Genomic DNA, 26,709 nt, shown 5'->3' on the forward strand with positions numbered 1-26,709 from the left:
CTTTACATATGTGGTAAGCGAGCCATTGCGAAATGGCCGGAATTAGCAGCGCTATCTCTGCAAACTATTTATTGATAAAGTGAATAGTGAGCCGAGTGTTTGGCTAAGCAGTGACCCCATTTTGGAAGCAAGAGCAGCGTATGCAAATCCCTCAAGTCGATGTTACATCCCTCTATATTTTGAAATACTTACTCGAAGAAAAACATGTATCTAACACGGCGTTGTTGTTGAATACCAGTCAATCTTCAGTCAGTCGAGCATTGCAAAAAATGCGGGTCTTTTTCGATGATGAGCTCTTGGTTCGGAGCAGTTTTGGCTATGAGTTGACTTCCAAAGCGGAAGTCATCAAAAAGGATATTTCGTCGTTAATCATTAGCTTAGAAAAACTTTCTAACACTAACTCTTTCGAGCCGAGTAAAGTGGAAGGAACCCTTCGTTTTTACGGCCTTCAACCACAAATCAATACGATTATGCCTAGGCTTGTGGCGGCCATACGTGAACGGGCGCCGAATCTTGTCGTCAGTATTGATACCACACCAAAGCGTCATTTTGAGGATCTTGTATCGGGTGATGTTCATTTTTCACTTTCTTCTCATCAGCCACCAACGTCGGAAAATACGATTTATCGAAAGGCGATAGCTAAGAGAGACTTTCGCCTATTGATGAGCCGCAATCACCCTTTGGCTGAGCAAGAGCTGACAGCGGAAAAACTGTGCAATTGCCATTTTGGGCAGATCTCATTACAGGGAGAGAAAACCCTCTCTTTCGAACATAAGTTCATTGAGCTTGGGCTTGCAAACAAAAAGCAGCGTTTGTCGGCACCAGTGCAGCTTACCAACTTTACTTCGGCGCCAAGCATTGCTGCGGAAACAGACATTATCTTCCATTTACCCACTCCGTTCGCAGAAGCTGCGTGCCAAGATGAACGTTTGATTACGCGAGAGGTGCCAGAGCCATTGCGTCTGGATTTTTCACAGGTTTATCTATACTGGCACAAGCGTTTTCATGATGATCCTATGTGTGTCTGGGTGCGTGAATTGATCAATGAATTGTTTGACGAAGAAGCGTTGTCTGCCTAACTGGATACAAGATATCCTGACAACGTTTCAGATCCTGCATAGCGAGATTTTACATTGTGAATACGTTATTGATTGAAACTGTGGGGTAATTAACATCTAATTGATAACAATTATCAATTGCAAGTAAGTTAACTATCACCATGCTCAAGAATCTTCCTTTAAACGTGAATTCAGTCGTCTATGCTGCGCTGAGTTTCACGGCTGTGACCCCTTTTGCTTCTTTTGCACAATCTCCATCAGATAACGATACAACCACTATGGAAACCGTTGTGGTTACGGCCTCTGGCTATGAACAGTCGACACTCGAGGCTCCCGCATCGATCAGTGTCATTGACCGAGCGCAACTTGAAACACGTTCATATAAAGATCTCACCGATGCTATGAAGGACATTCCAGGTGTTGTTGTTACGGGAGGCGGATCGCGTCAAGAGATTTCATTGCGTGGTATGCCGTCTGAATACACAGTTATTTTGGTGGATGGTCGCAAGCAATCTGGCCGAGAGACACAAGTGAGCAGTGGTGGTGGCTTTGAGCAAGATTGGCTGCCACCATTAAATGCGATTGAGCGTATAGAAGTGGTACGCGGACCAATGTCGACTTTGTACGGCTCTGATGCGATAGGCGGCGTCATAAATATCATTACGCGCAAGGATTTCCCAAGCTGGACAGGCAGTGCTCGAGCGGAAGCCACGTTACAAGAAAATGACGAGTCTGGTCATTTCTATCAAGGTGAAGTCTATTTGGCTGGGCCTCTGATCGATGGTTTGCTCAGCACGGCCATCTCAGGCATGTACCAAGAGCGAATTGAAGATGAGATTCTTTATGCTAATGGCGGAAAAACGCTAGAAAACTATCGAGCGTCTGTTTATCTAACGCCGACAGAGACTGATACTATTACCCTCGATTACACATACCACGATCAAGAGCGTGTTAATACCGAAGGCAAAACACGCACCAAGAGCTCCGAGACGACCAATAACCGCCGATCTTTGGGCTTATCCCATGACGCAAATTATGAATCCATCACGGGTTCGTCTTACGTGAGTAGCGAGAAGGTGGAGAATGTTGGGCGCGATTTAGCCGTACACAATATCAACGCAAATACACAATGGTCGAAAGCGTTAGGCATGCATTACGTATCGTTTGGCGTAGCGTATCAGAGTGAAGAGCTCGATAATGGCGATTTCGTTTTCAATAATACTCAGTGGTCTCTTTTCGCGGAAGATGAGTGGTATCTGGCCGACGATTTTGCCCTGACACTCGGCTTACGTTATGACGACAATGAGCAATTCAACTCTCACTTGAGCCCACGTATTTACGGTGTTTGGAGCTTGAGTCCAGACTGGACAATGAAAGGCGGAGTGTCAACGGGCTACCGCTCACCGAGTCTGACGGAAATGGAAGAGGAGTGGGTGCAAGAGAGTTGCAATGGTCGATGCGAGATCTACGGCAACGCAGACCTTAAACCAGAGTCTTCGGTGAACACCGAGTTGGGCCTCTACTACACGGGTATCAATGAGCTTAACTCTAGTTTGACGGTGTTTTACAATGAGTTTAAAGACAAAATTGACAAGGTGAAGCTGGATCCAAACTGCTCTGGACGCGCATGTGACTCTACGTATGTAAACATTGAAGACGCGAAAACTTATGGTGCGGAAAGCTCGATTCAAAAAGCCATTACTGAGACGGTTAGTCTAGGAGCAACTTACACCTATACCTACAGTGAAAAGTTGTCTGGCGATGACAAAGGGCAACCTTTAACGCAAGCGCCGAAACACCTTGTAGCGATTAATTCAGATTGGGTAGTTCGCGAAGACGTCAATGCTTGGTTACGTGCATCCTATCGCAGTAATGAGTCGGAGCCTGTTACTGTTGATTCGCGTAATGTTTCTGCACCCTCGATCACCTATGTCGACTTCGGCGGAAACTGGCAGGTCCATCAACAACTTAAGCTAATGGCAGGCGTCTATAACGTCTTTGATGTAGAAACAACCTACGATGAATACGGCTATGTTGAGGATGGTCGTCGTTACTGGATTGCAGCAGAGGCGTCATTCTAATGTCGAAGTTAAAACGCTGGAATCGAGCAGTCGCGCTCTTCGCCATATCATTGCTGGGTATGAGTAGCACCCATGCAAGTGATGAGTTCGAAGTCACCAAAGACATTGTCTATAAGACTCTTGATGGTCGTACGCTTATGCTCGACCTGTACAAACCGAAGCAAATGGCAGAGCAACCCTATCCACTGCTAGTTTGGGTTCACGGTGGAGCTTGGAAACGAGGCAGTAAAGACGCGATTCCGACAAAGAATCCATTACTTTTACGCTCTATGATGCAAAAAGGTTATGCGTTGGCGTCTATCGACTACCGGTTAAGTGGAGAAGCGACCTTTCCGGCTGCCATTGTGGATATCAACGATGCCCTAAACTACCTTCATGATCACGCCGAGCTGTTTAATGTGGCTGCAGATAATGTGGTGATGATGGGGCGCTCGGCTGGTGGGCATTTGGCGGGCTTGATTGGTGTGACAAACTCACAAGATGACGTCGCGCTTTATCGCCAACCGAGATATCAGGTTAGCGCAGTCGTGAGCTTCTTTGGACCAACGGATTTACTGGCGTTGGGTTACAAAGGAGGGAAAGCGGTTAGTGACAAATCCTCGGTCTCTCGTTTCCTGGGTAATACGCCTAGCGTGATCCCAGAAATTGCGAAACAGGCATCGACGACGACGTACGTTAATGAAAAAACGCCACCATTCATTCAGCTTCACGGCACACTAGATAAGCGCGTGCCTCTAGCACAGAGTGAGCAGCTAAAAGCTAAGTTGGACGCGTTTGGCGTCGAGAATCAGCTGTGGATTGAAGAGGGGGGTGGTCATAGTGCGCCAGTTTTCGATACCGAAAAGTATGTGCCTCATGTCGTGACATTTGTACAACGATACTTACCAACTCTTCATTAATCATAATGACTCTATGTCCACCATCTGAAAGTCAACTCGCTCAGATTGCGGGCATAGAGTCGAGTGCTTACTGAGCTTCATACACAATCTCACCTTGCAGCATGGTCATTAACACGGTGGCTTTCGCGATGTCGTTGGGCATTAATTGTGTGATGTCATCATCGATTAGGACCAAATCGGCGGATTTGCCGATTGCGATGGAGCCAGTGATATCACTGATTCCCAAGCTTTTCGCTGCGTTGATGGTGTAAGCCTTTATCGCCGCATCGACGGATGGCAGCCCGGTCTCTCCCATTTTTACGCTATTGGCGATACCAACGAGAGGGTTGATATCGTGCACGTTCCAATCGCTGCTTAATGTCACGTTAGCGCCTGCGTTAAATAGGGCTCTTAGGTTCATTAGCGCTCGTGTCCGTGTTGCCCCCAAAAACGCCTGCGCCCATTGGTGATCGTGGTAGGCGACGTAATCCGATCCCACCTGAAAATCCGCGGTTACATCAAGTGTCTTAAAGCGGGATCTGTCTTTGGCGTTGACCAGTTCTACATGAGTCAGCGTGTAAGGGCGATGAGGGGATTGGGAGCGAACGCTGGCGATGGCGTCCAATGATTCGCGGATCGCCCCATCGCCAATGGCATGAATGTGAGCGCCATATCCGATTCGATCTAGCTCATTGAGCCACGTTTTCATCTGTTTTGGTGGAATGTAATTAATACCGTACGGATCATTGGGTAAGTAAGTGTCTAAATAGGGCGCGAGAGTCTTGGCGGTGCCATTAATGAAGATGCCATCGCTGTACATTTTTACCTGATTGACCAGCAGTCGACGCGAGGTGTCGTTAGAGTGGACTCGTTTAAGGAAATCAAGTTGCGGTTTCACAGGATCTGCCGGATATATCCATGGACGTAATGAGACTCTGGCGGTTAAATCTTGTTCTTTTTCTGCTTGTTTCCAGACATCAAACCAGCCTCGTTTCCAATATAGTCGCCCGTCCCCAATGGTGGTAATGCCGTGAGAAGCGGCTTCTTCCAGGCCATTCATTAATCCCTGATAGCTTTGCTCAAACTGATTTTCCAACGCATTCCACGCTATCTCCATCACTTGATCACCTGCGTTATCTAATAAGATGCCGTTAAGTTTTTGGCTGTACTCATCTTTGAGTATTCTTCCGCCTTGAGGATCTGGCGTTGACGATGTGATACCCGCTTCGGCAAGCGCCGCAGAATTAACCCACATAGAGTGCGAGGTTTGCTCCATAAGGATGACAGGTTGATTTGGGAAGACAGAATCAATGACGTCTAGTGGGGTGTCGTGGTTGTGCTCACCTAGAATCGCCTCTAATGAGAATCCATAGCCAATCAGCCAACCCTCTACAGTGTGCTGAGCTTTACATGCTTCGAGATAAGGGCGTTGCTCTTGCAAAGAGGCACTCATGCTCAACTCGCACTGTCCGCCAGCTTCAGAGGTGGCTTCAAATACGTGATTGTGATTGTCGATAAACCCTGGCATCAAAAACGCTTGCTCAGCATCAATCATGTGAGTGGTCGACGTTTTATAGACAGCGGCTGAGTGTTTGGTACCAATATGAACAATGTTCCCTTGCGCAATCACAAGGGTGTCGGCATCCGGATGCCGATAGATCTTTGCATTTGAGATCAGCATATCAGCAGTTTGGGCAAAGGCAGCATTGGCTGAAAGAATCAGGCTGATTGCGAGAGCGGTGCTAGAGAGTCGGGTCATTGGCTTATCAATACAACATAGAGGTAGAGTGACTTAAGTCTATGTATGTTTGGGGCAAACTACAAAGGGCCGAGCATGTGACTTATCACTGCGTACATTTAAACTGGCCTAGCCAATGTGGGGATTCCGGTAATCTATGATATTGGTCACTTACCGCCCAACCTTACGTTAGTTAATGGCGCATTGGCTCATGTGTCACTCGACGAGGTTGCGGTAACCAAACAGTCTATGATTTAGTTGGTTGGTGTTATGCCAGAAGGACGACCACGAGGCAGTGGTCGTTATGACTTAGCAATATTGCCGATCTCTAGGACAGGGGCGACTTGGAGTTCTTCAGCGTTCATCATTGAAGACAAGCGTTGTAATGACGAGAGAATCAACGATTGTTCCCACTCTTCGAGCTGTTGAAATTTATCGATGAAACTCTGCTGCAAGGGGGTGGGGGTCTGAATGAGTAATCGACTTCCTTGCTCGGTAAGGTATGCATGCACTTTTCGTTTGTCGCACGCATTTCTCACTCGTTCTATCAACATGTGTTTTTCTAATCGGTCGAGAATGGTGCTTGCGGTTGCTTGGCTCATGTTAGTGCTGGCCGACAGTTCACTGATCGTGACTTGGCCAAGTTCACTAATTGCACGCATGATGATCAACTGAGATGTCGTCAAACCAGATTCTTTGTTGAGCTTTTTAGAGTGTGAATCAATTGCACGAATGATTTGGCGAATTGAAACGAGAACCTCTTCGTGCCTATCCATTTATACCTCCGTTGTATAGTCATAGATTTATGAGGGTAAATCGAAGTGATATAAGCGCCCGAGACAGGCACTTATATCTTGGACGGATGTGACGTCTAAAGAGCGGCTTTTTTAGCTTCAGTGATCCACGCATCGAACTGGGCTTGGTTTGCTTTAATCCAGCCATTTACATGAGATTCAATGTCAGCTGAGCTGTTTTTGCCTTGGCTCATCATCATGTTTTGCGCGCTAACATCGTTGATGTTGAGTTTGATAACTTCAAACAGTTTTGCTGCGGCTGGGTTTTTCTCAGCAAACGCTTTATTGGCAACAATGCGCATGGAGTTCATTTCAAAGCCGTAGTTTTTGCCATTTGCAAGGGTAGTATCGACATTTTTGCGTTCACCAGGTAGTGCAGAGAAAGGTACCTCTAACCAGACCACATCTTTCCCAGGAACAAGTACGCCACTCACCCAGTAAGGTGTCCATGTGTAGTACAAGATAGGGTCGCCTTTCTTGTAACGAGAAATGGTGTCAGCAATGATGGCTGCGTAGTTGCCTTGGTTGTGTGCAACAGTATCTCTCAGCTCGAAGGCATTGAGCTGCTCTTCAATCACCATTTCACAACCCCAGCCAGGGTTACATCCAGTCAAGTCCGCTTTACCGTCATCATTGGCATCAAACAGTTTGGCGAGTTTTGGATCTTTTAGTTGACCAATATTGGTGATGCCGTACTTGTCGGCGGTTTTCTTGTCAATCAAGTAGCCCTGTGCGGCACCACTGACATAGTTACCTTGACGATAGAATTTCTCATCACCACCCGACATAGTGTATTTGTCTGCGTGAAGCGGGAACCAACCGACAGCAAGAAACGTTGCATCACCTTTGGCAATCGACGTGTAAGCTACGTTGTAGTCCACTTCTTTAGTGTCTTTGACATCGTAACCGAGGGCTTCAAGAGCACGGTTAACAATCAAAGTCTGAAAGGTTTCTTCTGCCACGGTTGATTGGACAGGTTGGACAGAAACGCCTTCTCCCGGAAGTGTATTTGCCGTTACTGAATGAGACAGGGCAATGGTTGACAACGCACTGACTACCATTGCTTTCTTCCATGAGTCGCTCATTTGTAGTTCTCCTTAAATGATGTTTTTGAAGGTTTAGATTGCTTGAATAGACTTAAAGCAAGGGCTATTGGTCCTGCTTGATACCAACGTGTCTTGGTATCTCCCACGTTTTGGCCGAGCTCTTGGGTAATGCGATCCAATAAGATAGCCAACACAACAATACCTAGTCCGCCGACGGCAGCTAAGCCCATGTCTAGACGTCCGATGCCTCGAAGAACCATTTGACCTAACCCTCCCACAGCGATCATCGAAGCGATGACGACCATCGACAAAGAGAGCATTAAAGTTTGGTTCACTCCGGCCATAATGGTCGGCAGTGCGAGAGGTAATTGGATGCGGTAAAGCATTTGTTTGTCACTGGCACCAAAAGCATGTCCCGCTTCAATGAGCTCTTCTGGAACTTGCTGTATGCCAAGAATGGTGAGCCTTACCACTGGCGGTAAAGCGAATATGATTGTCACGACTACACCAGGCACATTTCCGATACCAAAAAGCATCACAATGGGAACTAAGTAAACGAAGGCTGGGGTCGTCTGCATGGCATCAAGAATCGGGCGAACAAACTTGGCAGCGGTGTCACTACGTGCTAGCCAGATACCAAGAGGGAGGCCGATTAACAAACAGAAAAATACCGATGTCATCACCAGAGCGAGGGTTGTCATGGCTTGAGACCATGCACCTATCAAGCCAATAAAAATCAGTGATAGGAAGGTCGTAACGCCAAGACGTAAACTCGAAAACTGCCATGCGAGCAGAAACAGAATCACAATCATGATTGGCGCAGGTGTAGAAACTAATGCAGTTTCAAATGACGTTAAAATAAAGTCGATGGGTACTCGAATCGCTTGAAAGAGTGGGCGCCCGTGTTCAACCAGCCAGTTGAGCCCTGACTCCACCCATGAGTCCAGTGGTAAAACTGATTCCTCAAAAGGATTTAGAATATCAAAAGGCTTTTGCTCGACTGTTTCGCTACTTAGCCAGTCTGCTGATGCTGTGGTTTGACTTGATCCCCATGGATCGCTGGTGGATGCTTCACTGCTTTGTGCCCACGGGTCATGTTGAACTTGTTCTGATGACATGGTGCTACTCCTTGTCCAAAGTTTGAAGCAATCTTGATTTACTGATCATCCCGAAGTAGGTACCTGAATCATCCACGACAGGGACCGGATAAGGGGCTTGCGCCACAGAACCTAGGATGTCATTGATGGGTTCCTCCGGGCTGAGAGTGATGGTCGAATCAAGCTCCGCGCTTGATAGGGAGCGATTCTCTTTGTATGCCAAGCGCAGGGATTCCATTGATACAATTCCCGAGTAACGATTGCTTTTATCGACGATGATGCCGTACTCACGGTCGTTGTCGGTAAGTAATTGCAATGCGGAGGCGGGGCCGTCATGTTCCGATTTCTTGAACACAGCAGCGGGGGTTTTCTTCGCGATATCTTTGGCTGTCAACGCGCTCGAAATGTTAACCCCTCTGAAAAAAGCGGCCACATAGTCGTTAGCTGGCTTATGAAGAATTTCATCCGGTGTACCGACTTGCACGACGTCACCGTCTTGCATGATGGCAATGCGATCGCCAATACGCATCGCTTCATCTAGGTCATGGGAAATGAACACGATCGTCCGTTTGTCATCGTTTTGTAGGCGAATGAGCTCGTCTTGCATTTCGGTTCGAATTAATGGGTCGAGTGCAGAAAAAGCCTCATCCATTAAGAGAATATCAGGATCGCAAGCTAAGGCCCGCGCGAGACCAACTCGCTGTTTCATGCCGCCTGATAATTCATCAGGGAAGGATTCGTTGTAAGCGCCTAATCCGACTCTTTCGAGGGCTTGTGATGCGCATGTTTGGCGTGTCTCCAGATCCATTCCGGCCAACTCCAACCCGAATGCAGCGTTTTCTATCACCGTCATATGAGGCATTAACGCAAAATTTTGAAACACCATGGAGATGTTGTTGCGTCGAACTGTTCTGAGCTCTTCGGCTGAGATTGTGGCGATGTCTCGCCCTTTGAGCAAAACGCTGCCTTTCGTTGGTTCGATAAGGCGGTTAAGCAGGCGGACTAGTGTGGATTTGCCTGAGCCAGACAGTCCCATGATAACGAAAATCTCTCCTTCGTTAATCGAGAGGGAGACGTCATTGACACCTATTGTTAATCCCGTTTTGGCGAATACTTGTTCTTTGTCTGCGCCAGCGTCCATCATGGAAAAAGCGCGTTCGGTGTCCTCTCCAAACACCTTATAGAGTCCCTTAACTTCCAGTATGGGAGTCATAGTCATTGTCCTGTGTTTTGATGCCTGTTTGCATCGATGTTTTGTACTCTAAATAAAAAATTAAACTCTTTCAAACGGATTGGAGAGGTTTTTTCTTGATGAGCAGTAAGATTATCGTCTCGTTAACTCTCTGTTTTGTGTATTGGCTAATTGTTAAGTTGCTGATATTTAATGATTTTATTTGTTTTTGTTAAAGGTTTTTTGTTTTTGGATAAAAGATGAAATTTTAATCGGTCGTTTATGGTTTTAATTTTGTTCTATTCTGCTGAGTTTTAAAATTTACTGGTCAAAACATTAGATGTCGAAATTAGTGATAATTTGGTTAACTCGGTGCTTTGTGTGATATTTATCACATAAATAGGGCTTTTTTGAGGTCAAATTTGCCTTTTGGGGCATTTTCTGCGTGATAATAAATAGCAAGTTTGTTTAGAGTTCGAAGTAAATGCACATTCCTATGATCGTATCAGCACCTTGGGTTGCTTACCCTGAAATTGATGAGCAAGCCCATTCTCATGGTTCATTTGAAGAGCCGACTGCAGAGGATGGCGACGAAATTTTTAACTTAATCGCCCAGTGTCCACCACTCGACACCAATTCTTCCTACTGCAATTTTTTGCAATCAACGCACTTTAGCCAAACTTGTTTGCTTGCCCGTTGTGATGGTGAGGTGTCAGGTTTTGTTTCTGGATACCTCAAGCCTGACGATCCCACTACGCTATTTATTTGGCAGGTGGCGGTTTCTCCCAATCACCGCGGGAAAGGATTGGCTTATCAGATGCTTAAGTCGCTGTTCGCGAGAAAGGCTTTGCGAAATATAGCGGCCATTGAAACCACGATTACGCAAGAAAATGGTGCCTCTTGGGCGCTGTTTAAAAAGATCGATAAAGAAAATGGTCAGCAAGGCAGTGTTTCAACATTTCTCGACCAAACAACACACTTCAAAGGGAAGCACGATACGGAGTATTTGTATCGTATCCCGCTAAAACCCATTCAAACCACAGGATAGATAAACGGTCTAATCATGGATATTTTTGACAAACAAGAATCACAAGTACGTTCTTACTGCAACAGCTTCCCAGTCGTATTCACTAAAGCAAAAGGGTGCTGGCTAGAGACGGAATCAGGTGAAAAGTACCTGGACTTTCTTGCTGGTGCTGGGTCTCTTAACTACGGCCATAACAACCCGATTTTTAAACAGGCGTTGCTCAACTACATTGAGTCTGACGGTATTACGCACGGGCTAGACATGCACTCTGCTGCGAAAGCGGACTTCTTGAAAGCGCTGTACAAGCATGTATTTCAGCCACGAGGTCTGAACTATAAAGTCCAGTTTACAGGCCCTACCGGAACCAACGCGGTAGAAGCTGCGCTTAAACTGGCGAGAAAAGCCAAAGGTCGCAGTTCTATTGTTGCGTTTACTAACGGTTTTCACGGGTGTACCGCGGGAGCCCTTGCCGCAACAGGAAACCAGCACCATCGCCAAGGCGCAGGAACAAGCTTGAACGATGTAACGCGCATTCCGTTTGAGGGTTATGCCGACATTGATGGGCTGAAATTATTTGAAACCATGTTGAATGACAATTCTGCGGGGATCGACAAACCTGCTGCCGTACTGGTTGAAACGGTGCAAGGTGAAGGTGGCTTGAATGTTGCTTCTGACGCTTGGTTAAAGAGACTGAGCAAGCTTTGTTCGAAGCACGATATTTTACTGATTGTGGATGATATTCAAGCAGGTTGCGGCCGAACTGGAACCTTCTTTAGTTTTGAATCTTCAGGTATCAAACCGGATATGGTGACATTATCGAAATCCATTGGCGGCTATGGATCGCCAATGGCGCTTGTTCTGATGAAACCTGAGCTAGATATTTGGAATCCTGGAGAACATAACGGCACATTCCGAGGCAACAACCATGCGTTTGTCACGGCGACCAAGGCAATTGAAGCGTATTGGGCCGACAGCGCACCGTTCGAGGAGCATATTTCGAACTGTTCACTGCTGGTTTCGGAGGTGATTGAGTCTACGTTGCTCCGTTACCCAGAGATGTTCGTCACTCGCAAAGGTCGCGGGATGATGATGGGGATTGAGTGTCGCAGTGGTGAGTTGGCTAGCGACATCGTCAAGAACTGTTTTGATAACGGCTTAGTTATTGAAACTGCGGGCCCCAACGATGAAGTGGTGAAGTTCTTTGCGCCGCTAACCATCACAGAGTCTGAGCTGCAACAAGGTCTAGATATCTTTAAAAACGCGGTTGAATCTGTCGTTGAAAAACAATTTAAAAAAGCGTCGTAACTAGGGGAAGCAAGATGATTGTACGTACATTAGATGAATGTCGAGACAGCGAGCGCAGAGTTGCGTCCGAAACGTGGGAGAGTGTTCGCATGTTGTTGAAAGATGACAACATGGGCTTTTCATTTCATATCACCACCATTTTTGAAAACACCGAGACACACATCCACTATCAAAACCATTTGGAGTCTGTTTACTGCATGAGTGGTGAGGGCGAAATTGAAGTGGTGGGTGGTAAGACTTATCCGATCAAACCCGGAACGCTCTATATTTTAGATAAGCATGATGAGCACTATCTTCGCGCCTATGAGAATAAAGAGATGGTGATGGCATGTGTGTTTAACCCGCCAATCACCGGTAAAGAGACGCACGATGAAAATGGTGTGTACCCACTTATCGACTAGACAAACGATCTCTGGCTAGGCGATTTCGTCTAGCCACCTACCCAATTCAAAACCAAACAAAAGGCTTTAACATGATTTATACCGTAGAGAAAATCGGCGGTACTTCCATGACCGCATTCGATGCTGTTCTAGATAATATTTTAATCAAAGATAGCGAAGAGGAAATGTACAACCGAGTGTTTGTCGTATCGGCTTACGCAGGTATTACTGATGCCTTACTCGAATGCAAAAAAACCAGTAAACCCGGCGTTTATCAATTGGTTGCTAAGCGAGATGACAGCTGGCAACAGGCACTAGATTACGTTGAGCAGCGAATGTTACTCGCCAACGAGAATATTTTTGCGGATCCAATGAACCGCATGCGAGCGGATAAGTTTATTCGCTCTCGGATTTCAGAAGCGAAAGTGTGTATTTCGAATATATTAGAGACCTGCCAGTATGGACAGTTTTCACTTCGTCACTATCTTCCTCAGGTTCGAGAATTTCTCTCTTCCATTGGTGAAGCGCACAGTGCCTACAACACAGCGCTAAAGCTGAAAAACATGGGTTACAATGCACGATTTGTCGACTTATCCGGTTGGGATACGCAAGTGCCAGCAAGTTTGGACGATTGCATTCTCAAAGCCTTTGCTGATATCGACACAACCAAAGAGCTGCCGATCGTGACCGGATACGCGTCATGCAAAGAAGGACTGATGTCGACCTATGACCGTGGCTACAGTGAAATGACGTTTAGCCGAATTGCGTCGCTAACGTGTGCCGACTTAGCCATTATTCACAAAGAGTACCACCTCAGTTCGGCGGATCCTCGTGTGGTTGGGTCTGAGAAAGTGCTTCCTCTGGGAGAAACAAACTACGACGTTGCCGATCAACTTGCCAACCTTGGTATGGAAGCCATTCATCCGAACGCAGCAGCGGGTCTGAGAGAGAGCGGCATTGAGTTACAAATCAAAAACACGTTCGAACCTCTTCATCCTGGCACCCTGATCTCGGGGGAGTTTCGTCCAACGATGGATAAAGTGGAGATCATCGCGGGGAAAGAGAAAGTATTCGCGCTGCATTTATTTGACCAAGCGATGGTCGGGTGCGTGGACAATGTCAGCTATGACTTGATGGAAATCATCACAGACACTCGCGTGCGATTAGTCGGAAAAGAGATGAATGCCAACTCCATGACTTACTACTTAACGGGCAGTACCGATGCGTTAAATAAAGTGCTCTACAAAACGGAGAAGCGATTCCCGCAGGCCAACATCAAAGGCCGAATGGTTGCCTTGATCTCTGCGATTGGTTCGCAGTTTGATACGAATGAAGCACTGGCAAAAGGCGTACTGGCTTTGATGGACAGGGACATTACTCCGATCGCGGTTCATTCATCAATGCGCAATGTCAATGTCCAGTTTGTTGTTGATGACAACCAGTACCAATCCTCAATTTGTGCCTTGCACGGTGTATTTTTTGATAGCAAGCCAGCGAACGCCACTAAGGTTGCCTAGCGAATACTCCAAAATGACTGAGTCTAGATTACACAGATAGCCCCTCTGCTTCGACTAACGCGGCAGAGGGGCTTGTTCAATCTATCCACATCAATGCGTCGCGCCTCAAATTGCGGGTGGTACCATTTCAACCGCTTCCTCAACACCTGAGTTCACCAAAGTCTGATAAGCGGCACTTTTTGCCTAATTCCGACAACCTTTCTAGCCTGAATTTGATTTAACGATTCTTAGGTTTATTTCCTCTAGTCATTGAATATAAATACTTTATTTTTCTGTGAGTAATAATTGTAGGTCTGACCTAGATCATGGTAAGTGAGTTATTTAAATTCGCTTGCTCACGGGGTTACCCCATAAATGGAGTAGAAGAGGCCTTCTTACTGGTTGAAAATTAAAGATATTTGATCATTTAGAGTAAACACTTCGAAAATACCGAGTAAAAATGCAACTTTAAATTACTTTTTCGGTAAATGCTCTCAAGATAGCTTGGTGAGGACACAACATAATTATCAATATAAATATGAATAAACAGAATGTTCTCGCTGCTGTGGCCACAATTTCAGAGTTGTCTATTTCTTATCGCAGTAGCAAGCGCAGCGCTCAAGCGCATTCATGCTTGTTTTTGGATGGGCGATTGGGCTCTAGAATAGATTGGAGGCAATGATGATTTTAACCGGTGAATTGAAAAAAGTCGGCACTATCGTTGGCAGCTTAGTGGATATCGTTAAAAAGCATGGCGTAGAGCTAAATAGCGAATCCATGTACTACATCAGTAAAACCTTTAAAGAAAAAGTGATTCCTTGCAGCCGCAATGTGCATTACTACCTCACTCTTAGCAATGATGTAGGCGAAATCTTGATTACGAAAATTGTTCACGCGAGCAACTCCATCGATATAGGTTTTAAAGATATCTATGGCAACAAGCTCGCTAATGCCACCATCACTGATAAAGGTGAACTCAAAGAGTATCGTTTATAGTTGAATAAATGCCTGCAACTCTGCAGGCATTTTTGTATCAAGTTGCGTGCAACATCCTATTCATTTCATCTCTCGCTTCATTTGAGAGCAAACTCACCCATAACGACTTCCGTTCGGCTTCTGCGCAGGCGACAACAGTAAAAACTATATAGCCATTTAAGCTCACATAGTGGTGAATAAGCTATTGATTATTAATTTAAAAGGCATATAAAGACGGCGTGATGCATATAGGTATCACGCGTTATTGCCTTAGATAGCATTCTTATTCTGCTGTGCGGACTTGATATGTGCTTTCATAAATAAAATATAAGAGGCTGTTTATATGTTTAAGAAACTTACTATTGTTGCTATTCCATTTTTACTTGCAGCATGTGCCGCACCCAAATATACGGTAGACCCGATTCCTCAAGACAAGCAAAGTAAAGAAATTACAATCGTAAGAGACGACGCTACTCGAGACATATTTTTACAATCGATGCAGGAGTGGTGCCTTGATAATGCCCACAGATGTAAAGTTGTTAATGATGGAACGCCACCTGAAGCTCCGGAGTTGACTCTAACTTATATATCGCGGTGGAGTTGGGATTTTAGTACTTTTATTGCCGATGCAAATATTAAAGCATATAAGAATGATCAGAAAGTTGGTAATGTCGAGTTCAAAGCAGCAAACAACTCAAACCCCGATAAGTGGGGAGACGACCGCAAACGTATAATGGCCATGATGGATCTGCTGTTCTCGCTATCAACACCGGAAGAAGCGCAAGCAAAAATAAAGTCTGGTGAAATGTAATTACAGTCTAGCAAGGAACTAAAATCAAATTCCCAACGTTAGAACTTTTGTCCTATCGTTGGGTTTGATGCGGTCGGCGCCATGGTTCAATTAGGTGATGGCGTTGGCTATAACTCTACGTTAGCAGGATAGAAAATGATTATTTGGCCTTGTATTTTCAAGTTAGATGGGGATTCAGAACTTCTGTATATGGACTCCGTCCATCAGTTAGTTACTGAATTAGAAGGTTTAATTTGGGATAGCTCAGACCGTCTCATTGACAGTCACGGGCAGTGTTACTCAGTCTGTGTAGAAAGCGATAGTTATGCGTTTGAGCCTGAAGGTGTCATGCTTACTTTGTCGGAAGTAACCAAGTTGGTTCAAGAGCATGAGTTTGCGAAAGCAGAAATGTGCCTTACCAAGATACAGTTCCTATCCATTGCCGAAGCCATTAAGTCGATCTCGTCAGGAGATGCTTAAGGGTGATTCGCAGCGTTTCATGCTCTGCGTTTATAGATGAATGCTCCGCTTGGTCGGTGTAGTATGGACGACTTAGTTGGGCGTTAACACTAATAGGGACATTTGATGAAAGTGCACGAATGCGTATCTTTTATGTTGATCGACAATAACCGTGTGTTACTCGAAAAACGCAGCGAGACCAGAGAAACAGATGCAGGCATCGTGAACATTCCTGGCGGTCATATGGAAGGTGGTGAAAACCAACGCCAAGCCTTGTTCCGTGAAATGGACGAAGAGTTGAATGTGAGCCCTGAATCCTACCAACATCTTTGTTCGCTTTATCATCCCACACGCGAGCTGCAATTAATCCATTACTATGTCGTTGACCGCTGGACAGGAGAAATTTCAGCCCAAGAAGCCGAGAGCGTGCACTGGTATCCATTATCGTCAGCGCCTGTGGGTATTGATGCAGACAGATTGGCGATCGCAGAGTTTTTCAGAGTTGGACAATACCTTTCGTTCTGACAAACCATTTGAGGCAAAGTTTATAGCAATTCCGCTCGTTAGCGGGAACCGCTATTTTGGAGTCTAAATACCAGATGTATAAACTAGAAATCTTCTGTACGCCAGAGCAACAAGACCGGGTGTTAAGTACTTTACATGAGTCAGGCGTCGATAAAATCGGAAACTACGACCACTGCTGGGCCATCGGCTCGGTGATGGGATCTCACCGCGCTCTTGATGGCTCACAGCCGGTATTCGGTGGTCAAGGTACAGTAGAAAACTACCCTCTGCTAAAGGTGGAAATCAACGTGGCAAAGCACCAAGTGAAACCTATTGTTGATCAGCTTCGTGTGTGCCTCGGTTGGGAAGAGCCTTTGGTCAATGTCTTTAAAGTGTACAACTCCGAGTTTGATCTTTGACGGCAAAATTGAGCGCCAGAAGTCCAAGCAACAGTCTTAATAAAATGCAGAGTATGAGATGGAAGTCGTAGCAGCAGAAAAATCGGATTTAGATTCGTTCTTTATTTACCTTGGAAATCAGTTGTTTGAAAACGGCAACGGAAAAAATCCGCTTTTCCAGCCAATATCCCGAAAACAAAAAGACGTACCAGATTCAACAAAAGATAAATTTGTCCAAGGGTTTTCCCATCAACTTGGAGAGGTGGGTTGGCGAAAACTTTGGCTAGTGAAAGATAGGTGCGGAAGTATCAAAGGTCATATTGATCTTCGCCACCATGAGGATACAAGCTGCTGCCACAGAGTGTTACTCGGTATGGGTGTAGACGCGACGTGTCGTAAACAAGGCTTGGGTCAAAAGCTCATTGGTACCGTTGTCGAGTATTGCCAACAACAATCGGGTATTGATTGGCTCGACCTTTGTGTCTTGTCAGCAAACACGCCCGCAAAGAACCTGTACCTTAAAGCTGGGTTCGATATTGTCGGTGAGTTCAAAGATCAATATAGAATTGATGGTCAGTCGGTCTCAGAGACGGCAATGACAAAGCTCGTCAAAAATTAGCCAGAACAAATGGAGGACGTTGTGAGTTTAGAAAAGCGTAATTTAGAGTCGCTACCTTTGCAAAATGAGCTAGTTCGATCAGCGTGCGCGGCATTTATATCTGAAGATGACGTAGTTGCCGCTGTGTTGCTAGGCTCGCTGGCGGCAGGGAAAGGCGATCGAGTCTCGGACGCTGACATTCTCGTTTTTACTCAAAATGACTTTCATAAAGCGGCAAACTCGTGCTTTTCCATTTTCGAGAGTGATAAAGAAATCTTCTATCTGCTGGATGGTTTTCACAATGACAATGCGTACTTTAAGAAATACATTTTCAATGACTTAACCAGTGCTGAAATCCACTGCTTAGATGTGAGTGAACCATTTTGTATCTCAAAGCCTTTTAAAGTGCTATTCGACAAAAATGACATCATCGAGCAGAGGGTAACGGATGCGCCCGCCCCAAAACATGAGGACTTTCCCGCCTATACCAACGGTGATGAAGGGCTGACTTGGGAGCTGTTTGATTGTATTAAGTGGATGAGTCGTGGAAATCATGAACTGGCAAAGTGCCATTTAAAGAAACTTGTCGATAAGTTCTAACCAATCTGTCTCGATAGGCATATCACCTACCAAACACCAAAAAAGCCAGCAGTTGAATACCTGCTGGCAATACTTTGGGCTTCCAGTTTTTATTTTAGTTGTTCTCGTCGAATTCTACGGTGACCCGATGGATTTTGTTCAAACCCTCACCGCTTGTTCTGCGAAAATTAACCTTGCTGACGGATTAGGTAGTCAAATGCGCCTAAGCTTGCTTTTGCACCTTCACCCATCGCAATGATGATCTGTTTGTAAGGAACGGTGGTTGCGTCACCGGCGGCGAACACACCTTCTAGGCTAGTATCGCCACGGCTACCTACTTCAATCTCGCCGCGCTCAGATAGGGCGACTTCTGAATCTTTTAGCCATTCTGTGTTTGGTACTAGACCGATTTGAACAAAGATACCTGACAGTTCAATCTCTTTGATTTCATCTGTGTTGCGGTCTTTGTACTTCAAGCTTGTTACGCGAGTACCGTCGCCCACGACTTCTGTTGTTTGCGCCATCGTGATGATGTCTACATTTGGTAGTGAGTTCGCTTTGTCGATAAGTACTTGGTCTGCGCGAAGTACGTCTGCGAATTCAAGAACCGTTACGTGCTCTACGATACCAGCAAGGTCGATAGCCGCTTCGATGCCTGAGTTACCACCACCGATAACTGCGGTTTTCTTGCCTTTGAACAACGGGCCGTCACAGTGTGGGCAGTACGCGACGCCTTTGTTGCGGTACTCTTGCTCACCCGGAACGTTCATTTCACGCCAGCGTGCACCAGGGCTAAGGATGACACTCTTACTCTTCAGCGTTGCGCCGCTTTCAAGTTGGATGTGAATCAAACCATCTTCTGTGTGTGCTGCGCCCATTAGCTTCTCAGCTTGTTGCTCAGTCACGACGTCTACATCGTATTCTTTTAGGTGTTCTGCTAGGTCAGTGGCCAGTTTTGGACCTTCAGTACGTTTTACCGAAATGAAGTTCTCAATTGCCATAGTGTCCATAACCTGACCACCAAAGCGTTTAGCAACAACGCCAGTGCGAATACCTTTACGAGCAGCGTATAGAGCCGCTGCGCTACCACCAGGGCCACCGCCGACAACAAGTACGTCGTATGGGTCTTTTTCGCTCAGTGCTTTCGCCGCTTTCTCGCTCGCGCCGTCATCCACTTTGTTGAGGATTTCAGTTAGAGACATACGGCCTTGACCAAATAGCTCACCGTTCACGAATACACTTGGTACTGCCATGATGTCGCGCTTCTTCACTTCATCTTGGAACAAACCACCGTCGATCATGGTTGCTTTTACTTTCGGGTTGATCGCCGCCATCATGTTGAACGCTTGAACCACGTCCGGACAGTTTTGGCACGACAGTGAAATGAAGATTTCTACGTCTAGATCTTTGTCTAGTGCTGCGATTTGCTCAATCACTTCTGGTTCTAGTTTGATTGGGTGACCGCCAGAGTGAAGCAGCGCCAATACTAGAGAGGTAAATTCGTGACCCATTGGCAAGCCTGCAAAGCGCAGTGCTGTGCCTTTAGCTGGGTTAGTTACCGCCATCACTGGTTTACGTGCGCTTGCGTTGTCGTCACGTTCAACAGTTATGAGGTCGCTCATCTCTGCGATTTGATTCGCTAGAGAGAGAATGTCGTTTGATGCTTTGCTTTCATCTAGGCTAACCACTAAACGTACTTCTTGTTTTACATTAGCCAGATATTGTTTGAGTTGTTGTTGGATCGCTTGGTCTAACATAGAGAATCATGCCTTACTTAAATGGTTACTCTGGATAAAATTGGAGCGAGGGGAGAGCAAACCAGGCCGAAGGTCGTCAAAGTATCTAACCTGGAATGCTCTCTAATTAAGACGCTAAGCTAGCTAGGAACTCAGTGCGCGCTTAGCGTGTGCTATCAGTGGCTTAGATTTTGCCAACTAGGTCTAGAGATGGCGCTAGTGTCTCTTCACCTTCTTTCCATTTTGCTGGGCAAACTTCGCCTGGGTGTGCTGCTACGTACTGAGCTGCTTTTACTTTGCGTAGTAGGTCTTCTGCGTCACGACCGATACCTTCAGCAGTGATTTCCATTGCTTGGATAGTACCTTCTGGGTCGATTAGGAACGTTGCACGGTCTGCAAGACCTTGACCTTCACGCATCACACCGAAGTTGTTTGTGATGTTGCCTGTTTGGTCGCCAAGCATGTAGTACTGAATCTTGCCGATTGTGTCTGAGCTGTCGTGCCATGCTTTGTGAGTGAAGTGTGTGTCAGTTGATACTGAGTAAACTTCTACGCCACGTTTTTGTAGCTCTTCGTAGTGGTCTGCAAGGTCGCCCAGTTCTGTTGGACATACAAACGTGAAGTCTGCTGGGTAGAAGAAAAATACTGCCCATTTACCTAGAACGTCTTGTTCAGTTACTTCAACGAATTCGCCGTTTTTGTATGCTGTTGCTGCAAATGGTTTGATTTGAGTGTTAATCATTTTTACTTTCCTCTGAATGTATTAGGCTGAGCCGTTTCTTGCTTTCGGAAAGTATATTCTCATCGGATTGTGTCTAAGGAAAATCGCTTGTATCTATCCTATTGATAGCCAATTCCTATTTCACTTGATAGGGAAATCCGATGTAAGTAGGTTTGCGTTGATAGGTTTTATTGAAGATGAAGGCAGAGTAGCAATAGAGAATACTGATGATGACCTTAAGTGGATGATCTGAATAAGATCGAAAGAGCCTGCATCTCGGCAGGCTCTTTCTAATAGGGAGTGGGTACGCTGATGCTTCTATTTTGTTAGCTCAGATTGTCGAGCACTTTGCCGCACAACTTCTTCAGCATGATCATTTCATCCAGCTCTAAGGTGATTTTACACATCATGGCGTTTGGCACTGACTTAGCTTGCTCTTTAGGTCACGACCTTGCTCGGTTAGGTTGAGTACGCGAACGCGTTCATCGGTTTCACTGCGACCACGCTCTACATAGCCTTTTGCTTCTAAGCGTTTAAGTAGCGGCGTGAGTGTGCCTGAGTCCAAATGCAGTTGTGACCCCAACTCTTTCACACTGGCACCATCTTTCTCCCACAGCACCATCATCACTAAGTACTGCGAATAAGTCAGATCAAGCTCGTCCAGCAACGGGCGGTAAGCTCGGATCACTGCATTTGCTGCGCTGTAGAGCGGGAAGCAAACTTGGTTTTCGAGTAAGAGTTTATCGTCGTCGGTCATGGTGTTGTCGGTGTAACACTGGCTCATTGGTGTTGCCTACCTGCTTACAGAGAAAGAGAGTTATAAAATAAATTGTGCACAATATAGTTGCAAACTATCTTTACTTTGATATAAGATTGCAAGCAATTAAATTGTGCACAACTTAAATTAAGAAGGACACTAGCATGACAACTCTATACAAAACTCAAGCTACCGCTTTGGCTGGTCGTAATGGTCAAGTAAAAACAGATGACGGTCTTCTCGATCTAGAGCTGTCATACCCGAAGGAAATGGGCGGCACAGGCGCAGCAACTAACCCAGAGCAGCTGTTTGCAGCGGGCTATTCAGCGTGTTTTTCTAACGCGATTCTGCACGTAGCACGTGAAGGTAAAGTAAACCTGAAAAGCGCACCCGTAACAGCGGAAGTGGGCATTGGTCCGAACGATAACGGCGGCTTTGCACTAACAGTGAGCCTAGCGGTAGAGCTAGACATGCCACAAGAACAAGCGCTAGAACTAACGCGCATCGCACATCAAGTTTGCCCATACTCAAACGCAGTTCGTGGCAACATTGATGTGGCAGTAACGGTAAACGGCGAAGCAATTTAAGCGGTTCTTACCACTGCACAAAGACAAGAAAGCCTGCAAGTACGCAGGCTTTTGGTTTATTTGATGGCGGTGCAGAAGCTGACGTCTGCATGATGCGTTTGTGGATCGTAGCTATGATAAAGTTCGAAGCAAGGTCGACAGTCGTTTTCAATGCCGGACTCAACGACTTTGCTCATCAAGTCATCCCATGCTTTAGGGTATTGGCTGAATTCGGTAATTTGTTGGCGCATCACCGCGTATTGACCGCCAGGGAAGTCTTGTAGCTCAATGCCTTTTGGTACTTCGGTATCTTCTGGCACCATCAAGCAGATATCAGTGCGACACTTCTCGTCTGGTGTAATTTCTGGGTTGTCATGGTAGATGAAGATGCAGGTATTGCCTGCCAAACCTTTCATTCCTGCCCAGTGATACAGGTGACCTGATGGCTCTTCATAGCCTTGGCCGTAAGGGCCGTTTACACGAATGTAAGCCAGTTTTGCTTTTTCAAAGTTTTGCGTTTCCATTGTCGTGCTCCATTTGGTGAGTTCAGAGCCAGTATATGAATCGCTTGGTGTTACTTCGTTTCCATTCTTGCGCAACGTGTGTCCAATCTTGCTGTTTCGTGCTAATTCAGAAAACTGCTGATAGTTTTCGCAGTCGCGAAAGGCCGTAGGTGTAACGCCATAATGTTGTTTGAAGGCTTTGGCTAAGCTCTGTGAGCTAGAAAATCCGTACTCTAGAGCAATGTTTAATACCGGTTGCTTGGATTTGAATAAGTCATCGGCGGCGGCTTCTAAACGTAAACGTCGAATGAAATCAGCCAATGTCTCGCCTTGCACGGCTTTGAAGGTGCGATGAAAGTGATAAGGGGAAAGGTTCGCCAGCGCAGCCACTTCTGGTAGGTTGAGTGGTTCATTAAAGTGTTGTTCTAAATAACGAATCACAGGAACCAGTCGTTGGTGGTAGTCGACGCGCATCGTGGTATTTCCTTGTTCTTTTCAGCTTGTATTCTCTGCTCAAAGCCTACCGCAATCCAACAAGCTTGCAAGGGATCAGGGTGAGAAATGCGTGGCGAGATGCGCGTCAATCAGTCACACTCAACGAACAGATGTTTAAGCAAAAACGTTGCGCTCATTATCTTTACTAACCGCTAGGACAATCATGATAGCTTGGAAACAGTCTCTGCCAGAGTACGAATGGCTCATTCATCAAATTTGGTACTTGGAAGTGCCAGAGGGTGAAGTCATTGACCCCAAGCCGCACCTTATCCCAAACCCGCGTGCTCATTTACTCTTTACGCCATCAGAGCAAGGCTACAGCTACGACACGGGAGACACAAAGCTTGCTGGCAAAGGCTGTCACTTATTAACGGCTAACGAACACTTGCTGTTGTTGGAAGATACAGCTCCAATCAAGCGTATTGGTATCACCTTTCGCCCAGAGGGTTTGTATGCCATTGAATCACGGTTTAGTGATGCATCCCAAGTAGCTGCAATTAACCAGTGCGAATGGTTTGATTGGCTCAACACGGTGTTTGATGAGCGCTTTCAGCTGGGTCTATGGCAGTTGGAGTTGCAAGATTCACCGCAATGTTTGCTGGACTATATCAAGCGACATTTAGATGCGTTAGATATCGAACCTTGCCGCAGCAAACCGTTTTTGGCATCGCAAAAAGCGGTGTCCGTGATGGATGCTCAGGCGCTACGCTCACCTGAGTTAGCGATGGATATTGATGAGATAGCCAAACAGTGCGTCTGTTCTCGCAGAACGCTTGAGCGTAGTTTCAAGCAGGTGGTGGGGTTGAGCGTTAAGCAGTATCAACAAATGGCACGTCTGGAGCAGATGATTTTGACTCTCTACAAGCAACAAGAAGCGATTGATTGGGCGAGTTTCTCCCAACAATTTGGTTTCAGTGACCAATCGCATTTGATTCGTACCCTCAAACAGCAGCTAAGAAAAACGCCAAGCAAATACTTGAAAAAGCGTGACTTAACCATCGATATCTATGGCGACTTTGAGTCGTAATACATTGCTAATCAGCCCGAAAGTTGTCGCAAAAATCCAATTTTTCTCTTATCCGCTGGGCTACTATTTTCAGCAGATAACGAGGTAACACATGTCATATCAAAAACTAAAACAAGGCGAAGCCATCCCATTTAACGAATCGTTGACTATCCAAATGATTCAAGGCTCTGATCTACAAGATATTATCGAGATGTTGAACGACGATAAGGTCAATCAATATCTGTTCTTCGCACCTGCTGACAACAGCCTATATGAAGGCTTCTTTGGCCCTATTATTGAAAATACGGCACAAGCGATTAAAGACGATGTTTGGCCAGATAGCCCAACGTTCGTGATTCGTGACCAACAAGGTCAGTACATGGGAATGTGTGCAGTGACCGCAGTGATGTTCTTAACTGGCAACTACGAAGTGGGTTATCAGTTACCAACTTGTGCATGGGGCAAAGGTGTTGCGACTCGCGCTTGCCAAATGATGACCGAGATTGGATTTACTGAGCTAAACGCCCATAAAGTCAGTGCCGATTGCTACGCTTCTAATGCTGGTTCTTACAAGACGTTAGAGAAAAATGGTTTTACTCAAGAAGGCCGTCAGAAAGACTACTACAAACGAGAGCAAGGCTTTGACGACAAGCTTTACTACGGTATGACCGCAGGACAATTCGCGTTTTTAAATCGCTAATAATTAGCTAACAAAAAAGTAGCTAACAACAAATTAGCGAACAAAAAAGACCGTTAACCCACATGTTCGGGTTAACGGCCTTTTCTATATTCAGCGCTAAATGGCTAAGACTTAGTTGCCTTGGTTTTGGCTTTGAAGCTTTTCTTTTGCTTCTTCAACCTTTGAGAAATCCAATCCCAACTCGTCTACGGCTTCTTTGATTAGCGCAGGGTTTTGCATCACTTGCGCCATCAGCATTTGTAGCTTGTCTTGTGGCAAACCTAGTTGGCTGATTGTTGCCATTGCCGCTAGAGGGTTTTGCGTCAGAGTCTGAAAAATCTCGTTGATTTGTTCGTCGCTGATGTTGTTCTCTTTTAGCAGCGCAATAATCGGGTTCATCGTATTTCCTTTTAATCACAGAATGAAATAGAACCCGAGTTTATCATTTGGCTGAGCTTGGTTGAACTAGGAACTTCTCGCCACGGAAGTTGTTAGCTCGACTGCGCGTTTTCGGTAGTTGAATAACATGCTCAAACTGATCACCGCGGTGAGTGTTTCTGCAAAGACAATGCTCGCCCAAATGCCGTCTTGCGGGAAGAAATTAGGCAGTAGCAAGACACCTAGCGCGACAAACACAAATCCTCGGCATAAGGAGATGAGCGTCGCTTGTTTTGGCTTGGCAATGGCTTGGAACAGGTTGGCAATTACCATGTTTAACCCCATCAAAGGGACGCCGAAGAAGTAGGACGTCAGTGCGCTTGCGGCGATTGGGATCAAATTATTTGCGTTACCCAAGTAAACTGAGGCAATCAGTGGCGCTGACAGCCAGATACCTAAAAGAAAGACTGTGCCGCTGCCCATAGCTGCTTTCATCCCCAATTTTAGAATCTCGTCAATGCGCTCTGGTCGCCCTGCGCCGTGGTTAAAGCTGAGGATTGGCTGACATGCTTGTGCGATGCCTACCATGACAAATAGGGCAAATATACCAACGTTTGTGGTCAAACCGTAGGCGATAATGTAGCCCTCACCGAACTGGTTTAGTAGGACATAATTGAACAAAATAATGGTCATTGCTGATGTGAGTTCAAGAAAGAAAGTCGGTGTACCTATACTTAAAATTTCTTTCGCTTTACTTAATCCGATGCCTTTTAAATTAAGCCTCAACGTGCCTTTCTCTCTGGCGAGATGAGTGATCAAAATTAATGCAATTAGTGTTTGTGCTACTGCCGTTCCATAGGCTGCCCCTGCCATTCCCATGTCCATTTTTATGATGAAAAAATAATCGCATGCTAGGTTAGCTATCGCACCAAAAGACATGGCATAAGTGGCCAGTTTAGGGTTTGTATCGTTGCGTACAAAGCAGGATAAAACCCAAGCGAGTGAGTAGACGACGAAAAAAGGTAGTATTGCAGACATATAATCGTGAGCATGTTTCGCTATAGAGCCTGTGGCTCCAATTGATGCAATGATTTCATCTAGCCAGACTATGCCAACTCCAACCGTTATGCTCGAAAGCAGCGCTGTGAGCAAGATTGATTGACTAAACCAGATTTGGCTGGCTCTGGATTTTCCTTTGCCAATTTCTATCGACATTTTAGCGGCGCCACCAATTCCAACCATCATTGCAATGGCGGTAAAAATGGAGAATGGCGCAACAATTAATGCCATTGCTCCGACTCCCTCGGAGCCGATGCCCATCCCAACGATGAGTGTATCGCCCATTATGAACAAGGATTTTATTAACATTCCAGTCAGCGCTGGCCATAGATACTGATAAAAGGATTTTGAAATGGGATCAGTTTTTAGATTGATAGCCATGGATTAGAAAAATACCCGAATGTGGTGGATTTATGTTCGGGTATTATCAGTACA

Annotated in this window: 27 protein-coding genes and 1 pseudogene; 17 read left to right on the forward strand and 11 right to left on the reverse strand. The window is 45.7% G+C overall.

What is annotated here, in order from left to right:
* Positions 1 to 140 precede the first annotated feature (140 nt).
* The 3 genes from OH458_RS08940 to OH458_RS08950 all read left to right on the forward strand — a co-directional run bounded on the left by OH458_RS08940 (position 141) and on the right by OH458_RS08950 (position 4,038).
* Positions 141 to 1,079, forward strand: a complete 939-nt coding sequence (locus OH458_RS08940; RefSeq protein ID WP_043886397.1) for a LysR family transcriptional regulator — start codon at positions 141 to 143, stop codon at positions 1,077 to 1,079.
* Positions 1,080 to 1,219: 140 nt separating this feature from the next.
* Entirely contained in the window at positions 1,220 to 3,139 is a 1,920-nt protein-coding gene (locus OH458_RS08945) for a TonB-dependent receptor domain-containing protein (protein WP_269978056.1), read from the forward strand.
* Complete coding sequence (locus tag OH458_RS08950; RefSeq protein ID WP_269978057.1) at positions 3,139 to 4,038, forward strand: alpha/beta hydrolase; 900 nt, start codon at positions 3,139 to 3,141, stop codon at positions 4,036 to 4,038. The genes OH458_RS08945 and OH458_RS08950 overlap by 1 nt, the downstream gene beginning before the upstream one ends.
* A 67-nt stretch (positions 4,039 to 4,105) precedes the next feature.
* On the opposite strand, the gene OH458_RS08955 is transcribed toward OH458_RS08950, so the two are convergent.
* The 5 genes from OH458_RS08955 to proV all read right to left on the reverse strand — a co-directional run bounded on the left by OH458_RS08955 (position 4,106) and on the right by proV (position 9,905).
* A complete protein-coding gene (locus tag OH458_RS08955) occupies positions 4,106 to 5,776 on the reverse strand; it encodes an amidohydrolase (RefSeq protein ID WP_269978058.1) in 1,671 nt (556 codons plus the stop codon).
* 281 nt (positions 5,777 to 6,057) lie between these two features.
* The gene (locus OH458_RS08960; protein WP_269978059.1) at positions 6,058 to 6,531 is read right to left on the reverse strand and encodes a MarR family winged helix-turn-helix transcriptional regulator; all 474 of its coding nucleotides are present in this window, start codon (positions 6,529 to 6,531) and stop codon (positions 6,058 to 6,060) included.
* Between the two features lie 95 nt (positions 6,532 to 6,626).
* Positions 6,627 to 7,634: a glycine betaine/L-proline ABC transporter substrate-binding protein ProX gene (gene proX / locus OH458_RS08965; protein WP_269978060.1), complete on the reverse strand. Its 1,008-nt coding sequence runs from the start codon at positions 7,632 to 7,634 to the stop codon at positions 6,627 to 6,629.
* Entirely contained in the window at positions 7,631 to 8,713 is a 1,083-nt protein-coding gene (gene proW, locus OH458_RS08970) for a glycine betaine/L-proline ABC transporter permease ProW (RefSeq protein ID WP_269978061.1), read from the reverse strand. The genes proX and proW overlap by 4 nt, the downstream gene beginning before the upstream one ends.
* 4 nt (positions 8,714 to 8,717) lie before the next feature.
* A complete protein-coding gene (proV, locus tag OH458_RS08975) occupies positions 8,718 to 9,905 on the reverse strand; it encodes a glycine betaine/L-proline ABC transporter ATP-binding protein ProV (protein ID WP_269978062.1) in 1,188 nt (395 codons plus the stop codon).
* A gap of 442 nt (positions 9,906 to 10,347) precedes the next feature.
* Here proV and ectA point away from each other — a divergent pair, with 442 nt between their 5' ends.
* From ectA to OH458_RS09030, 11 genes are all read left to right on the forward strand, one after another.
* On the forward strand, positions 10,348 to 10,911 hold the full coding sequence (ectA, locus tag OH458_RS08980; protein ID WP_269978063.1) for a diaminobutyrate acetyltransferase: 564 nt from the start codon (positions 10,348 to 10,350) through the stop codon (positions 10,909 to 10,911).
* 15 nt (positions 10,912 to 10,926) lie between these two features.
* Positions 10,927 to 12,195 carry a diaminobutyrate--2-oxoglutarate transaminase gene (gene ectB / locus OH458_RS08985; RefSeq protein WP_269978064.1) on the forward strand — a complete coding sequence of 423 codons (1,269 nt, stop codon included), beginning with the start codon at positions 10,927 to 10,929 and terminating at the stop codon, positions 12,193 to 12,195.
* 14 nt (positions 12,196 to 12,209) lie between these two features.
* Positions 12,210 to 12,596: an ectoine synthase gene (locus OH458_RS08990; protein WP_269978065.1), complete on the forward strand. Its 387-nt coding sequence runs from the start codon at positions 12,210 to 12,212 to the stop codon at positions 12,594 to 12,596.
* A 71-nt stretch (positions 12,597 to 12,667) separates the two neighbouring features.
* Positions 12,668 to 14,092, forward strand: coding sequence for an aspartate kinase (locus OH458_RS08995; protein ID WP_269978066.1), 1,425 nt, complete (start codon positions 12,668 to 12,670; stop codon positions 14,090 to 14,092).
* A 657-nt stretch (positions 14,093 to 14,749) separates the two neighbouring features.
* Positions 14,750 to 15,067 (forward strand): hypothetical protein, encoded by a 318-nt coding sequence (locus OH458_RS09000; protein ID WP_005469335.1) that lies wholly within the window; start codon positions 14,750 to 14,752, stop codon positions 15,065 to 15,067.
* A 322-nt stretch (positions 15,068 to 15,389) separates the two neighbouring features.
* The gene (locus OH458_RS09005) at positions 15,390 to 15,857 is read left to right on the forward strand and encodes an Sbal_3080 family lipoprotein (protein ID WP_269978067.1); all 468 of its coding nucleotides are present in this window, start codon (positions 15,390 to 15,392) and stop codon (positions 15,855 to 15,857) included.
* 135 nt (positions 15,858 to 15,992) lie between these two features.
* Positions 15,993 to 16,316 (forward strand): DUF4144 family protein, encoded by a 324-nt coding sequence (locus OH458_RS09010; RefSeq protein ID WP_043886382.1) that lies wholly within the window; start codon positions 15,993 to 15,995, stop codon positions 16,314 to 16,316.
* A 105-nt stretch (positions 16,317 to 16,421) separates the two neighbouring features.
* Positions 16,422 to 16,820 (forward strand): NUDIX hydrolase, encoded by a 399-nt coding sequence (locus OH458_RS09015; protein WP_269978068.1) that lies wholly within the window; start codon positions 16,422 to 16,424, stop codon positions 16,818 to 16,820.
* Between the two features lie 74 nt (positions 16,821 to 16,894).
* A complete protein-coding gene (locus OH458_RS09020) occupies positions 16,895 to 17,218 on the forward strand; it encodes a hypothetical protein (RefSeq protein WP_269978069.1) in 324 nt (107 codons plus the stop codon).
* 58 nt (positions 17,219 to 17,276) lie between these two features.
* Entirely contained in the window at positions 17,277 to 17,816 is a 540-nt protein-coding gene (locus tag OH458_RS09025; protein WP_038212295.1) for a GNAT family N-acetyltransferase, read from the forward strand.
* Positions 17,817 to 17,825: 9 nt separating this feature from the next.
* Complete coding sequence (locus OH458_RS09030; protein ID WP_443088503.1) at positions 17,826 to 18,395, forward strand: nucleotidyltransferase domain-containing protein; 570 nt, start codon at positions 17,826 to 17,828, stop codon at positions 18,393 to 18,395.
* 167 nt (positions 18,396 to 18,562) lie between these two features.
* Here the strand turns inward: OH458_RS09030 and ahpF are convergent, their stop codons facing one another.
* From ahpF to OH458_RS09045, 3 genes and pseudogenes are all read right to left on the reverse strand, one after another.
* Positions 18,563 to 20,131: an alkyl hydroperoxide reductase subunit F gene (gene ahpF, locus OH458_RS09035; RefSeq protein ID WP_269978071.1), complete on the reverse strand. Its 1,569-nt coding sequence runs from the start codon at positions 20,129 to 20,131 to the stop codon at positions 18,563 to 18,565.
* Positions 20,132 to 20,294: 163 nt separating this feature from the next.
* Entirely contained in the window at positions 20,295 to 20,852 is a 558-nt protein-coding gene (gene ahpC / locus OH458_RS09040; RefSeq protein WP_005374632.1) for an alkyl hydroperoxide reductase subunit C, read from the reverse strand.
* A 305-nt stretch (positions 20,853 to 21,157) separates the two neighbouring features.
* A pseudogene (locus OH458_RS09045) lies at positions 21,158 to 21,615 on the reverse strand (MarR family winged helix-turn-helix transcriptional regulator).
* Positions 21,616 to 21,752: 137 nt separating this feature from the next.
* Between OH458_RS09045 and OH458_RS09050 the strand changes: the two are divergent.
* Positions 21,753 to 22,175, forward strand: a complete 423-nt coding sequence (locus OH458_RS09050) for an organic hydroperoxide resistance protein (RefSeq protein WP_005374640.1) — start codon at positions 21,753 to 21,755, stop codon at positions 22,173 to 22,175.
* 56 nt (positions 22,176 to 22,231) lie between these two features.
* On the opposite strand, the gene OH458_RS09055 is transcribed toward OH458_RS09050, so the two are convergent.
* The gene (locus OH458_RS09055; protein ID WP_269978072.1) at positions 22,232 to 23,131 is read right to left on the reverse strand and encodes an AraC family transcriptional regulator; all 900 of its coding nucleotides are present in this window, start codon (positions 23,129 to 23,131) and stop codon (positions 22,232 to 22,234) included.
* A gap of 184 nt (positions 23,132 to 23,315) precedes the next feature.
* On the opposite strand from OH458_RS09055, the gene OH458_RS09060 reads away from it, so the two are divergent.
* Positions 23,316 to 24,179: a helix-turn-helix domain-containing protein gene (locus OH458_RS09060; RefSeq protein WP_269978073.1), complete on the forward strand. Its 864-nt coding sequence runs from the start codon at positions 23,316 to 23,318 to the stop codon at positions 24,177 to 24,179.
* A gap of 91 nt (positions 24,180 to 24,270) precedes the next feature.
* The gene (locus tag OH458_RS09065) at positions 24,271 to 24,858 is read left to right on the forward strand and encodes a GNAT family N-acetyltransferase (RefSeq protein WP_269978074.1); all 588 of its coding nucleotides are present in this window, start codon (positions 24,271 to 24,273) and stop codon (positions 24,856 to 24,858) included.
* Positions 24,859 to 24,969: 111 nt separating this feature from the next.
* On the opposite strand, the gene OH458_RS09070 is transcribed toward OH458_RS09065, so the two are convergent.
* Positions 24,970 to 25,236 (reverse strand): DUF2999 family protein, encoded by a 267-nt coding sequence (locus tag OH458_RS09070; protein WP_004746427.1) that lies wholly within the window; start codon positions 25,234 to 25,236, stop codon positions 24,970 to 24,972.
* 66 nt (positions 25,237 to 25,302) lie between these two features.
* Complete coding sequence (locus tag OH458_RS09075) at positions 25,303 to 26,655, reverse strand: MATE family efflux transporter (RefSeq protein WP_269978075.1); 1,353 nt, start codon at positions 26,653 to 26,655, stop codon at positions 25,303 to 25,305.
* Positions 26,656 to 26,709: the final 54 nt, after the last annotated feature.

The organism is Vibrio sp. MarTm2, assembly GCF_027587055.1.
GTDB classification, from domain to species: Bacteria; Pseudomonadota; Gammaproteobacteria; order Enterobacterales; family Vibrionaceae; genus Vibrio; species Vibrio sinaloensis_D.

Bases quoted from the DNA above. Each gene is read 5' to 3' on its own strand.
- ahpF (WP_269978071.1), bottom strand. From the start codon at position 20,131: ATGTTAGACCAAGCGATCCAACAACAACTCAAACAATATCTGGCTAAT.
- proV (WP_269978062.1), bottom strand. From the start codon at position 9,905: ATGACTCCCATACTGGAAGTTAAGGGACTCTATAAGGTGTTTGGAGAG.
- OH458_RS09055 (WP_269978072.1), bottom strand. From the start codon at position 23,131: ATGCGCGTCGACTACCACCAACGACTGGTTCCTGTGATTCGTTATTTA.
- OH458_RS09070 (WP_004746427.1), bottom strand. From the start codon at position 25,236: ATGAACCCGATTATTGCGCTGCTAAAAGAGAACAACATCAGCGACGAA.
- OH458_RS09075 (WP_269978075.1), bottom strand. From the start codon at position 26,655: ATGGCTATCAATCTAAAAACTGATCCCATTTCAAAATCCTTTTATCAG.
- OH458_RS09030 (WP_443088503.1), top strand. From the start codon at position 17,826: ATGGAGGACGTTGTGAGTTTAGAAAAGCGTAATTTAGAGTCGCTACCT.
- ectA (WP_269978063.1), top strand. From the start codon at position 10,348: ATGCACATTCCTATGATCGTATCAGCACCTTGGGTTGCTTACCCTGAA.
- OH458_RS09050 (WP_005374640.1), top strand. From the start codon at position 21,753: ATGACAACTCTATACAAAACTCAAGCTACCGCTTTGGCTGGTCGTAAT.
- proX (WP_269978060.1), bottom strand. From the start codon at position 7,634: ATGAGCGACTCATGGAAGAAAGCAATGGTAGTCAGTGCGTTGTCAACC.
- OH458_RS08940 (WP_043886397.1), top strand. From the start codon at position 141: ATGCAAATCCCTCAAGTCGATGTTACATCCCTCTATATTTTGAAATAC.
- OH458_RS09025 (WP_038212295.1), top strand. From the start codon at position 17,277: ATGGAAGTCGTAGCAGCAGAAAAATCGGATTTAGATTCGTTCTTTATT.
- proW (WP_269978061.1), bottom strand. From the start codon at position 8,713: ATGTCATCAGAACAAGTTCAACATGACCCGTGGGCACAAAGCAGTGAA.
- ectB (WP_269978064.1), top strand. From the start codon at position 10,927: ATGGATATTTTTGACAAACAAGAATCACAAGTACGTTCTTACTGCAAC.
- OH458_RS08955 (WP_269978058.1), bottom strand. From the start codon at position 5,776: ATGACCCGACTCTCTAGCACCGCTCTCGCAATCAGCCTGATTCTTTCA.
- OH458_RS09015 (WP_269978068.1), top strand. From the start codon at position 16,422: ATGAAAGTGCACGAATGCGTATCTTTTATGTTGATCGACAATAACCGT.
- OH458_RS08960 (WP_269978059.1), bottom strand. From the start codon at position 6,531: ATGGATAGGCACGAAGAGGTTCTCGTTTCAATTCGCCAAATCATTCGT.
- OH458_RS08995 (WP_269978066.1), top strand. From the start codon at position 12,668: ATGATTTATACCGTAGAGAAAATCGGCGGTACTTCCATGACCGCATTC.
- OH458_RS09065 (WP_269978074.1), top strand. From the start codon at position 24,271: ATGTCATATCAAAAACTAAAACAAGGCGAAGCCATCCCATTTAACGAA.
- ahpC (WP_005374632.1), bottom strand. From the start codon at position 20,852: ATGATTAACACTCAAATCAAACCATTTGCAGCAACAGCATACAAAAAC.
- OH458_RS08950 (WP_269978057.1), top strand. From the start codon at position 3,139: ATGTCGAAGTTAAAACGCTGGAATCGAGCAGTCGCGCTCTTCGCCATA.
- OH458_RS09010 (WP_043886382.1), top strand. From the start codon at position 15,993: ATGATTATTTGGCCTTGTATTTTCAAGTTAGATGGGGATTCAGAACTT.
- OH458_RS09005 (WP_269978067.1), top strand. From the start codon at position 15,390: ATGTTTAAGAAACTTACTATTGTTGCTATTCCATTTTTACTTGCAGCA.
- OH458_RS08990 (WP_269978065.1), top strand. From the start codon at position 12,210: ATGATTGTACGTACATTAGATGAATGTCGAGACAGCGAGCGCAGAGTT.
- OH458_RS09060 (WP_269978073.1), top strand. From the start codon at position 23,316: ATGATAGCTTGGAAACAGTCTCTGCCAGAGTACGAATGGCTCATTCAT.
- OH458_RS08945 (WP_269978056.1), top strand. From the start codon at position 1,220: ATGCTCAAGAATCTTCCTTTAAACGTGAATTCAGTCGTCTATGCTGCG.
- OH458_RS09020 (WP_269978069.1), top strand. From the start codon at position 16,895: ATGTATAAACTAGAAATCTTCTGTACGCCAGAGCAACAAGACCGGGTG.
- OH458_RS09000 (WP_005469335.1), top strand. From the start codon at position 14,750: ATGATGATTTTAACCGGTGAATTGAAAAAAGTCGGCACTATCGTTGGC.